9 protein-coding genes are annotated in these 11000 nt (G+C 46.9%); 1 reads left to right on the forward strand and 8 read right to left on the reverse strand.

Annotation, left to right across the window (positions count from 1 at the left end):
• Nucleotides 1-196: 196 nt before the first annotated feature.
• A complete protein-coding gene (locus tag AACT42_RS20135; protein ID WP_013855819.1) occupies nt 197-1942 on the forward strand; it encodes a potassium/proton antiporter in 1746 nt (581 codons plus the stop codon).
• Nucleotides 1943-1946: 4 nt separating this feature from the next.
• Here the strand turns inward: AACT42_RS20135 and AACT42_RS20140 are convergent, their stop codons facing one another.
• The 8 genes from AACT42_RS20140 to arcA form a co-directional block, all read right to left on the reverse strand.
• Entirely contained in the window at nt 1947-2576 is a 630-nt protein-coding gene (locus tag AACT42_RS20140; protein ID WP_013855820.1) for a response regulator transcription factor, read from the reverse strand.
• Nucleotides 2577-2817: 241 nt separating this feature from the next.
• A complete protein-coding gene (locus AACT42_RS20145; protein WP_094133272.1) occupies nt 2818-4620 on the reverse strand; it encodes a protein-disulfide reductase DsbD in 1803 nt (600 codons plus the stop codon).
• 160 nt (nt 4621-4780) lie between these two features.
• The gene (locus AACT42_RS20150; protein ID WP_088718009.1) at nt 4781-5239 is read right to left on the reverse strand and encodes an arginine repressor; all 459 of its coding nucleotides are present in this window, start codon (nt 5237-5239) and stop codon (nt 4781-4783) included.
• 407 nt (nt 5240-5646) lie between these two features.
• On the reverse strand, nt 5647-6111 hold the full coding sequence (gene pyrI, locus AACT42_RS20155; protein ID WP_017042201.1) for an aspartate carbamoyltransferase regulatory subunit: 465 nt from the start codon (nt 6109-6111) through the stop codon (nt 5647-5649).
• A gap of 15 nt (nt 6112-6126) precedes the next feature.
• A complete protein-coding gene (gene pyrB / locus AACT42_RS20160) occupies nt 6127-7056 on the reverse strand; it encodes an aspartate carbamoyltransferase (RefSeq protein ID WP_017042200.1) in 930 nt (309 codons plus the stop codon).
• Nucleotides 7057-7523: 467 nt separating this feature from the next.
• Nucleotides 7524-8534, reverse strand: coding sequence for an ornithine carbamoyltransferase (locus AACT42_RS20165; protein WP_013855826.1), 1011 nt, complete (start codon nt 8532-8534; stop codon nt 7524-7526).
• A gap of 135 nt (nt 8535-8669) precedes the next feature.
• Nucleotides 8670-9581, reverse strand: a complete 912-nt coding sequence (gene arcC / locus AACT42_RS20170) for a carbamate kinase (RefSeq protein ID WP_013855827.1) — start codon at nt 9579-9581, stop codon at nt 8670-8672.
• 73 nt (nt 9582-9654) lie between these two features.
• On the reverse strand, nt 9655-10878 hold the full coding sequence (gene arcA / locus AACT42_RS20175; RefSeq protein WP_017046788.1) for an arginine deiminase: 1224 nt from the start codon (nt 10876-10878) through the stop codon (nt 9655-9657).
• Nucleotides 10879-11000 lie beyond the last annotated feature (122 nt).

Genomic DNA, 11000 nt, shown 5'->3' on the forward strand with positions numbered 1-11000 from the left:
AAGATCATAAGCTCTTGATTGGAAAATCGCTCATGGCGAGTTAACGATTTTTTATGTGGTTGGTTATTCATGCCGCGATAAAAACGATCAATGTTTACATAAAGTTGTCTTAAAAACGGATTAAACTAAGGCACAATGGAACGCGAATTTATGTTGGTTATTCAATCAATAACAATTAAATCAATAAGGAAGGAATATGGATGCAATCGCTATCAATGGTTTTTTTCTCGTAGGTGCTTTGCTGATTGCATTAAGTGTGTTGTTAAGTCCAGTCTCTTCTAAGTTAGGAATTCCTATTCTGCTCGTTTTTTTATTGGTGGGTATGTTGGCTGGGGAGGATGGCCCCGGTGGCATCTTATTTGATAATTATCCGATTGCTTATTTAGTCAGTAACTTAGCGCTTGCCATCATCTTATTGGATGGCGGCATGCGTACCCGTGTTGCCAGTTTTCGGATTGCCTTTTGGCCGTCAGTCTCGTTAGCGACGTTTGGGGTGGCGATCACCACCATTCTCACCGGCTTGATGGCGGCGTGGCTGTTTAATTTGGAATTGCTGCAAGGTATTTTGGTGGGAGCGATTGTTGGCTCAACCGATGCGGCGGCGGTTTTTTCCCTGCTTAAAGGGAGAAGCTTGAATGAGCGCGTCGGTTCAACGTTAGAGATTGAATCGGGCACTAACGATCCAATGGCGGTGTTTTTAACCGTGACATTAATTGCGGTTCTGGGTAGCCAAGGCGATGATCTCAGCGCAGGATTCTTGCTGCTGAGTTTTATCCAGCAATTTGGCCTCGGGGCTTTATTTGGATTAGCCGGAGGTTGGCTGCTCTGGAAGCTGATTAATAGCAATCAACTTCCAGAAGGGCTCTATTCCATTTTGGCCATCAGTGGCGGTTTGATTATCTTTGCGCTGTCCAATTCACTCGGCGGCAGTGGTATTTTATCCATCTACTTGACGGGTTTATTGCTGGGCAATAAACCGACTCGTTGCCGCTATTCCATTTTGAACGTACTGGATGGGATGACGTGGCTTAGCCAAATTGGTATGTTCTTGGTGCTTGGGTTATTGGTCACTCCTTCTGAATTGCTGACCATTGCGGTGCCGGGCTTTGCGCTCGCTTTTGGTATGATTTTGTTTGCGCGCCCCATTTCTGTATGGATTGGTTTATTGCCATTCAAAGCATTTACTGCGCGTGAAAAGTGGTTTATCTCTTGGGTTGGACTGCGCGGCGCTGTACCCATTATTTTAGCGGTTTTCCCAATGATGGCCGGTTTGCCGAATGCGCAGCTCTATTTCAACTTAGCCTTCTTCGTGGTGATGGTGTCGCTAGTGGTACAAGGGGGAACCTTGATGAAAGCGGCCGCTTTGGCTCGCGTTGAACTACCGCCCAAACCTGAGCCAATTTCACGTACCGGTGTTGAGATATACCCGTGCAGCGAATGGGAAATGTTGGTCTATAAACTCAAGCAAGATAAATGGTGTATTGGTGAGCCATTACGCAACCTCTCTATGCCTGAAGGAACACGTATTACCGCCGTGTTTCGTGATGAACAACTGCTTCACCCATCGGGCAGCACCAAGTTGCAAGAGGGCGATGTCTTGTGCGTGTTAGCACAGGAGAAAGATCTCGAATCACTGAGCAACCTATTCAGTGAAGCGCCAGAAAAAGCCTCGTTAGAGCGCTTCTTTGGTGACTTCTTTTTGGATGTGGATGCAAAACTCGTTGATGTCGCAGCCTATTATGGTTTGACGATTGAGCACCTCAATCAAGAGATGACGCTCAACGATTTGCTGATCCAAGAGCTCGGAGCCACCCAAGTATTGGGTGACCATTTTGAATGGCAAGGTCTGTATCTGGTCGTGGCAGACGTGGCCGATTGGCAAGCAACCAAAGTCGGTTTGCGATTACCTTTAGAAGAGACGTTAGATGAAGCGAGCGAGTAGCCGACTACTCGCCCAACTCATTGAGTAAAATTACTGCTTGGGTACGGTTTTTAACCCCAAGTTTACGGAAAATAGCCGTCATGTGCGCTTTGATGGTTGCCTCAGAAACATTAAGCTCATAGGCGATTTGTTTGTTGAGTAGTCCATCAGAGAGCATGCCTAATACTTTGTATTGTTGTGGGGTTAAGGCGGCAATTTTCTTGGTTAAATCATTGCATGCGGCGTGATTGGCAATTAGCCCTTCAGGGAAAAATGGGTCACCGGCTAGGACTTGATTGAGCGCCGAGATCAGCGCGCGCATGTCACTCGATTTAGGAATAAAACCAAAGGCACCGTGGCTTTTTACTTGCGCTACCACCGAAGGTTCTTCACTGGCTGAAATCACCACAATCGGTAAATCAGGGTATTCGGCTCGCAAGTGAATGAGCCCTGACATCCCATTTGCGCCTGGCATTTTGAGATCCAACAGCAGCAAATCCACATCGCTCTGTTTGGTTAATAAGGCTAACAGGGCATCTAGCGAATCCGCTTCCAATAAATTGGCACCGCTTATCGCCATATGCACTGATTGAAATAGCGCATTGCGAAACAGAGGGTGGTCGTCAGCAATGATGATGGTGTAGGTCGAATCCATGACGTTTTACACTTTTAGCAATGTCGTTAAATCGATTATTGACCGCGATCTCTCGCTGAACAATCTTTATACGCTAAAAGTCTGAACTGTATCCACTTTTTGTCTGATACTTAGTAGTGACTGAGCCTGATCTGAGAGTGGTGCATGCCAAGCGGTTCGAGAAGAAGTGATGGCGTTCACGCGCTATTATTGCCGACGGTTGCAATGGCTTGCTCAAACAGTCGGCAATAATCGGTAAACCTTAAAGCTGGTGGGCGGTGAGGTGCGCTAAAAAGCGATCGGCTGGCATAAAACCGCTGATACGTGCGTTTGAAACGCGTTCACCTTGCGCATTCCAAAAATCAATCGTCGGTAACCCTAGCACGTTCATCGCCTTGAGTAGCTCAATATCTTGTGGCTGATTTTTGGTGACGTCCGCTTGCAATAGCACAAAGTTTTGCAGTTTCTGCGCGACCTCTTGCTGATGGAAAGTGTACTTTTCAAACTCTTTACATGCCACGCACCAGTCGGCGTAGAAATCGAGCATGACGGGTTTACCTGCTAATTTGGCTTGGCTCAACTGCAAGTTGAGCTCGGCAATATTATTCACCCGAATGAACTCGACATGGCTACGGCTTGCTAGGTTGGTTTGTTCTGGCTTAAACCACACATCCAGTGCGGGTTGCGCTGAAGCAAACAGACCCAATACCGCAATAATGCCAACCATGCTCTGTTTCCAGCCACCAAACGGCAAGCTGTTTTTACAATGATAAAGCCAACCAAACGCGACGATCCCAAGCGCGGACCAGAGCGCCGTTGACCACACTGGTGGCAATAAGCGTTCAAGTAAGAAGATCGGCGCAGCCAGTAAAATAAAGCCAAATAGTGTTTTGACTCTCTCCATCCAGCCACCGGCTTTAGGGAGTAGTTTGTTACCAAACACGGCGACCAAAATCAGCGGAATCCCCATGCCCATTGCTAAGGCATACAGTGCAATCGCCCCCGTGAATAGGTCGCCACTTTGCGCGACATACAGCAGCGCGCCAGAGAGAGGCGCGGTGGTGCACGGTGAGCAAACCAAACCGGAAATCGCGCCCATGGCAAACACGCCAAGACTGTTCCCGCCTTGCTGCTTATTACTCAGGCTGCTTAGCCACGTCTGCACTTTGCTTGGCAGTTGTAAGGTATAAACGCCAAACATCGACAGGGCGAGTAGCACAAATAGGGTACTGAGGCCAATCAGTACATAAGGGTGCTGCATCGCGGCTTGAAATTGTAACCCAGCCGAAGCGACGACTAGGCCAAGCACGGTATAAGTGAGCGCCATACCTTGCACGTAAATAAACGATAAAATCAACGCGCGCCGTGGTGAAAGTTGGCCACGGCCAAGCACGATACTGGTGAGGATCGGGTACATAGGGAGTACACAAGGGGTAAAGGCGAGGCCAACGCCAAGTGCTAAAAAGAGCAGCGGTGTCCACCAAGAATCGGCGAGGCGGCTTGCTAGCCCGTCTTGTTCAGCCACGGGCGCTTTTGGCGAATCTGTTTTGCTTTTCGCTACATTGGCCGCCGTGTTGTTGTCAGAGCGAGTATCGCTTGCCACAGCTTGAAGGTCGATAATTCGCGTTTCTGGTGGATAGCAAAAGCCCGCTTTTGCACACCCTTGGTACTGGATAATTAATTTGGCGTTCGCTGCTGCACTGAGGAGCGGTACGTCGACAAACAGTGGCTCAGTATAAATCTTCACATCACCAAAAAATTCATCGTGATATGGCTGACCATCGAGCATCTCGATTTCACCAAGCTGTGCATTTTCGGCGCTGATACTGATCCGATTTTGGTAGAGGTAATAGCCCTGCTTGACCTGCCAATCTAAGAAAATCTGCTTACCTTGCTGCTCGGCATGAAAAGGAAACGCTTGGTCAACTGGGACAAATTGATTGTCGGCTGAGGCCAAACCGAGGTTGTTACCACTATTGAATGGATTGTCATTGCCGAAGACCGCCAACGCAGGTTGGGAAAGTGTCAGCAGAGCTAGCAGTACAAAGGAAAAGAGTAGGCGCATACAAAAATCGAGTCTTCATTAGGTGAGTGTCATCTTAACCCAATCAGACCGCTTTTCGGCGCAATAAGTTTCACAGTGATGGAAAAATCGTCGCTGATGAGGCAGTGAAGCGAGAAAAGCCAAGTGAGGTTGTGGAGCTCACTTGGCTGGGCGATGGGGGTTAAGCGACACCTAGGCGAGTTTTCACCACCGCTTCACACGCTTCAATATTATTGATGTCTTTGGGAATAATAAGCACAGTGTCATTACCACCGACTGTTCCTAAAATCTCAGTGTGGGGATCAATATCAACCAATCGCGCGACCAATTGAGCACTTCCAGGATGAGTTTTCACCACCACAGTGGATTGATTGTGAGTGATAAACTCAATTTGTGAGGCGATAGATGACTCAACACGCACTGGCGCGGTTTCGACCGTAATGCAGTACACTTTTTTGCCGCACGCATTTTGCACTTTCACCACACCAAGTTGGGAAAGCAAGCGTGACACAGTGGATTGGCTAATGCCCTCATAGCCGAGCTCTATTAGCCTGAGTCGTAGCTCATTTTGGTTAGCAAAACTTTGTTGTTGTAGGATTTTTTTACAAGCGGAAGCTAACGTTTTGTCATCGGTTTGCATTGCGCCGTGGGGGATTTTTCTGTTCACGGGCGGTTCCTTTTATACACGCTACTGCGTCTGGGGTATCGGTGATCCTTACCATGCCAGCACACTCCCAAAGCCATAGAGTGTGAGTTCACGTTATGTTTAACGCCAATGGCGCAACGGTTGAGCATTGCTCTTTCCCCTCTATAAGTGGTGGGGGATTATTATTGATGCTTGTAGCTTAACATTAATCAATGTGTCGCTTTTTGCGGGGGATCACCAAATAATAAACTAGATTACCGATTGATTTTTGGCGTTTTATGTTGATTTGATGGAATAATATGCACGGAAATATGCAAGATTCGTAAGTTGGTCCAGCGCCGAGTTAGGACGCTGGAGGCTGACAGGGCTGTAAACGCGATGGATGCGCGCTTAGTGCTGTTTTAGCAACGTTCAGTCATGATTTCGCGCGAGAATACTTTCTCACAATAGTGGCATTTGAGATGCACATTCTCTTGTTTGAGTTGCACTTTAAAGCGGCTCTCGACAGGCTCGCCATGAGAGATGCAGTTGCTGTTTGGGCAACGAAATACGCTGTCAATTCTCTCTGGCAAAGTGAGGGTCAGTTTGTTGACCACTTTATACTCTTCAATTTGATTGACGGTGGCTTTCGGGGCATACAGTGCTAATTGGTTCGCTTGCTCTTTGGTGAGATAAAGGTTTTCTATTTTAATCAGATCTTTATTACCTAACGCAGAAGAGGGTAGGTTTAGGCCAATCGTCACACGTTGATTGGTTTCATTTAACTTAAACAAAGAGAGAATTTTGATCCCAAGGTTGGCAGGGATATGGTCAATCACGCTACCGTTACGAATCGCTTCAACTTGTAATTGGGTCTCTTTTACCATGATTTTATCTCCTACTTATAAGGTTGGGTTAAGAACAAGGGCTAATAAAGCTTCACGCGCATAAACGCCGTTTTCGGCTTGTTGGAAATAGTAGGCGTAAGGTGTTTTATCGACATCGGTGGTGATTTCATCGACCCGAGGCAGTGGGTGCAGCACTTTTAAATTGTGGCGCGCTTCTTTTAATGTTTCTGCGGTTAAGATGTAAGCCGATTTCATATGTGCGTATTCGGATGCATCAAAGCGCTCTTTTTGTACGCGCGTCATGTACAGCACATCCAGTTCAGGCACGACCTCTTCAATGCTGGCGTGCAAACTAAACGCAATGCCAGCCTCTGAGAGCTCTTCGCAAATGTAATCTGGCATCGCCAGCACTTCTGGGGCGATAAAAAAGAAACGTACATTGTTGAATTTCGATAAGGCTTGGGTGAGCGAATGGACGGTGCGGCCATATTTTAAGTCGCCGACGAACGCGACGTTAAGGTTATCGAGCCTGCCTTGCGTTTCATAAATGGAAAACAGATCGAGCAAGGTTTGAGTTGGATGTTGGTTAGCTCCATCACCACCGTTGACTACGGGGACGCCGTTGGAAAACTCAGAGGCTAAACGTGCAGCGCCTTCTTGTGGGTGGCGCATAACAAATGCATCGACATAAGAGGAAATAACTTGCACCGAGTCAGCTAAGGTTTCCCCTTTCTTGGCAAGTGACGTATTGCCGCCATTATCAAAACCAATCACTGTGCCGCCTAGGCGCTGCACTGCCGTTTCAAACGACAAACGGGTACGTGTAGAAGGTTCAAAGAAGCAGCTTGCTACTACTTTATTTTTGAGAAGTTCAGGGTTTGGTTCCGCTTTAAGCCTTGTTGCAGTTTCAACAATCAGCTCCAGTTCCGCGCGGCTCAGTTCTGGAATGGAAATGATGTGCTTGTTAAATAACGAATGCGCCATAACGTGTCTTCCCTCTGTATGGTTCGCTTTGGCTACTAGCCTTTGCGAAATTTTGCTTAAAAAAAAGCCCCCTAAAATAGGAGGCTTCAATAACGTTCAGAACAGAAAAACAAAACAGCTAACTCGACCGGCGCCGGGTGTAATGGATGGCGTTGATGGGGAGTGCTGCGGTTCATTTTCTGCTCCGTTTAGACAAATTGCGAAGGATTATACGGACAAAAAACACGCTGGCAATACTCTTTGGAAAATATCCAGAAAATGGATTTTTATGCGAAATTAGCTTGATTTCGATGTTATTTACTACGCGTTTACAGCTAAAGCATAAGCGCGATTTGTGAGTGTTATTGACTGAAAAAAATGCGAGCTTTATTCAAGCTCGCATCGATTCAACATCAAAGAGATGAAGTAGACGATTCATCGCCTACATTCATTATCTACTATTCGTTACCTAAGTTAGTTACCCTAAGTTAGTTACCTAAGGTGGCCACCATCACGGCTTTGATGGTGTGCATGCGGTTTTCAGCTTCATCGAACACGATGGAATGCTCAGATTCAATCACTTCATCGGTCACTTCAACGCCTTTGGCAAGCACTGGGTAGTTTTTCGCAAGCTCTTTGCCAACGGTGGTATCTTCGCCGTGGAATGCAGGCAAGCAGTGCATGAATTTCACATGTGGGTTACCAGTAGCTTTTAACATCGCCATGTTCACTTGGTAAGGCAGCATCAATTCAATGCGCTCTGCCCATGCTTCTTTCGCTTCGCCCATCGATACCCAAACATCGGTGTAAAGGAAATCACAGCCTTGAACGCCTTCTTGAACATCATCTGTAAGCGTAATTTTCGCGCCTGTTTGCTTTGCAATAGTGCGACATTCCGCGACTAATTCTTCGGTTGGCCAGAACGCTTTTGGTGCAACAAGGCGAATGTCCATGCCCATTTTCGCAGCGCCCACCATCAAGGAGTTACCCATGTTGTTGCGTGCATCACCGAGGTAGGCAAATTTCATTTCATGGAGGCGTTTGCCACGGCCATGTTCGATCATGGTAAGGAAATCAGCCAGAATTTGTGTTGGGTGGAATTCGTCAGTTAAGCCGTTCCATACTGGTACGCCAGCGTAGGCACCAAGCTCTTCAACGATCTCTTGACCAAAGCCGCGATATTCGATGCCGTCATACATGCGGCCTAAGACGCGCGCGGTATCTTTCATCGACTCTTTGTGGCCAATTTGTGAACCTGATGGGCCTAAGTAGGAGACTTGAGCACCTTGGTCAAACGCCGCTACTTCGAATGCACAGCGAGTGCGAGTTGAGGTTTTTTCAAAGATAAGTGCAATGTTTTTGCCTTTGAGACGAGGCTGCTCATAACCGTTGTATTTGGCTTTTTTCAGCTCAAGTGATAGATCCAATAGGTGCTGGATTTCGCGTGGAGTGAAATCAAGAAGTTTTAGAAAGTTACGATTGCGTAAGTTAAAAGCCATGATCTTTTCCTCATTTGCAACGCTTGCTTCTGATGAGAGGGTGGAAGAAAGCGTTACTATTTGTTTAAAGTTAAAAACAGTTGTTTAAAGTTAAAAACAGATTCGGTTTATAAAATAGATTTTAAAAACAATGTGTTAGTCACGCGTAATGTTGGTGCCTGCTGTGCCTTCTAAGATGCGTAGGCCATCTTCTAACGCGCCGATCCCAACGACTTTCCCGCCTTGTTGAATGAATTCGCACGAGGCTTCAATTTTTGGCCCCATAGAACCAGCATCAAATTGATAGTTGGCAAGCTCGCTTGGCGTTGTGCTGCGCAGCGCATGTTGGGTTGGTTTACCCCAATCAAGGTAAACGGCGTCAGCATCGGTCAAAATGAGCAGCGCGTCGGCGTTCAATTGTTTGGCAAGAAAGGCAGCAGACATGTCTTTATCGATCACTGCTTCTACACCGACTAATTTGCCGTTTTCACGTTTGACTGGAATACCGCCACCACCAGTGCAAATCACTAAATGACCGGCACTGATAAGCTGGGAAATCGCATCATGTTCGACGATGCCTATCGGTTGAGGGCTCGGAACCACACGGCGGAAGTATTGGCCGTCGGGCTTGACTGTCCAGTGGTATTTCTCAGCCAATTCACGCGCTTCTGCTTCTTGATAAACTGGGCCAATCGGTTTTGTTGGGTTGGCAAAGGCAGGGTCTTTCGGGTCGACCATCATTTGGGTCAACATGCACGAAATGTTGCGTTCAGGCAGCATGTTTTTGAACTCTTGCATCAACATGTAGCCAATCATCCCTTGAGTTTCACTGCCCAATACGTCGAGTGGGTACGGCGCTACTTTTTTGTATTCGAGACCTTGTAGTGCCAGCAGGCCAACTTGAGGGCCATTGCCATGCACCAGCACCACGTTATAGTGTTTTGCTATTTCGGAAATGGTTTTGACTGCAATTTCAATGTTGCGACGTTGAACATCTGCTTCTAATGGCTGACCACGACGAAGTAGCGCGTTTCCACCTAATGCAACAACAACAGTTTGTTTGCTCATAATTCTATCTCTTCTAAGGTGGGTTGAGGCGTGCAGAGGAAATTTGCCTCAACCCATTTGATTAACCTAAGGGCTAGATACCGTCACGCTCAATTGGGCAGCTCATGCAGCGTGCGCCGCCACGGCCACGGCCCAATTCGTCACCAGGAATAGACAGAACAGTGATGCCTGCTTTGTCGTATTTTTCATTGGTATAGGTGTTGCCTTCATAGCCAATCACTACGCCAGGTTTGACGGTTAGGACATTGTTTGCATCGTTCCACTGTTCACGTTCTGCGTTGAAGTTGTCACCGCCCGTTGTGATTAGGTTGAGCTTGTCAACGCCAAGTGCTTTTTCGATGGCGGTAACGAAGTAACCTTCTTCTTTCACGTTCACGGCACCAGACTCATCGCCTGTGAGGCTCCAGCATTTCACATCTTTGCGTACTACTTCTGGGTAAACAGAGAAGGTGTCTTCACGCATGTGTGTCATGACGGTATCTAAGTGCATGCAAGAGCGGTGTTTTGGTAGTTCCATCGCAATGATTTGCTTCGCTTGGCCATGTTTAAATAGGCCCGCAGCTAAGTGTTCAACACCTTGCGCTGTGGTGCGCTCAGACATACCAATCAGTACTGCACCTTTGCCAATCACAAGAACGTCGCCACCTTCAATGGTTGAATTATCGTAATTAATGCTCTCGTCATCACCGAAGTATTTAATGAAGTCTTGGCCCGCAAAGCTTGGATGCCAGCGGTAAATCGCACGCACATGGTTGGTTTCACGTTGACGTGCAGGTTTTGCCATCGGGTTGATTGACACGCCACCGTATACCCAGCAAGACGTATCGCGAGTAAAGAGATGGTTTGGCAGTGGTTCAATGATGAAATCGGTTGGTGCATGCAAGCCTTGCATCATTGAAGAGGATTTCATTGGCATTTCAGCGTAAGACAAACCACCTGTCAGGATTTTTGCCAATTCAAGGTTTGGCAGATCGCTGAGGTAGCAGCGCACGTCATTCGCAAATGTTTTGCCAAGGCGGTAATCCGATACTTGTTGAGTAAGCAGCCACTCTTTTGCGACGGGAACCGCTAGCGTGTCGGCTAATAGATCGGTCAGCAGTAAAACTTCAACACCTTGGTCACGTAGCGTTTGTGTGAATGCATCATGCTCTTTCCCCGCACGCTCTACGGCCAATACATCATCAAACAAAAGGTCGTGACAGTTGGATGGTGTTAAGTGAGTGAGTGAGCGTCTTGGGCGGTGAACAAGAACTCGACGTAATTGACCAATTTCAGAACCAACATATAACTTACTCATAATAGTATCTCTCTTAATTTATATGCATTTATGCCGTTATATTTTTGACATTAAATTCAACTTGTTCTGGATAAATACATAATTATTTCTGTAGGGAATTCAGTATGAATTTATTCATTCAC

The organism is Vibrio sp. V15_P4S5T153 (assembly GCF_963874485.1).
Taxonomy (GTDB): Bacteria; Pseudomonadota; Gammaproteobacteria; order Enterobacterales; family Vibrionaceae; genus Vibrio; species Vibrio anguillarum.

What these genes read in the sequence shown, in the direction of transcription:
- AACT42_RS20135 (WP_013855819.1), top strand. Translation starts at nt 197, where the DNA reads ATGGATGCAATCGCTATCAATGGTTTTTTTCTCGTAGGTGCTTTGCTG.
- arcA (WP_017046788.1), bottom strand. Translation starts at nt 10,878, where the DNA reads ATGAGTAAGTTATATGTTGGTTCTGAAATTGGTCAATTACGTCGAGTT.
- pyrB (WP_017042200.1), bottom strand. Translation starts at nt 7,056, where the DNA reads ATGGCGCATTCGTTATTTAACAAGCACATCATTTCCATTCCAGAACTG.
- AACT42_RS20165 (WP_013855826.1), bottom strand. Translation starts at nt 8,534, where the DNA reads ATGGCTTTTAACTTACGCAATCGTAACTTTCTAAAACTTCTTGATTTC.
- AACT42_RS20145 (WP_094133272.1), bottom strand. Translation starts at nt 4,620, where the DNA reads ATGCGCCTACTCTTTTCCTTTGTACTGCTAGCTCTGCTGACACTTTCC.
- AACT42_RS20140 (WP_013855820.1), bottom strand. Translation starts at nt 2,576, where the DNA reads ATGGATTCGACCTACACCATCATCATTGCTGACGACCACCCTCTGTTT.
- pyrI (WP_017042201.1), bottom strand. Translation starts at nt 6,111, where the DNA reads ATGGTAAAAGAGACCCAATTACAAGTTGAAGCGATTCGTAACGGTAGC.
- arcC (WP_013855827.1), bottom strand. Translation starts at nt 9,581, where the DNA reads ATGAGCAAACAAACTGTTGTTGTTGCATTAGGTGGAAACGCGCTACTT.
- AACT42_RS20150 (WP_088718009.1), bottom strand. Translation starts at nt 5,239, where the DNA reads ATGCAAACCGATGACAAAACGTTAGCTTCCGCTTGTAAAAAAATCCTA.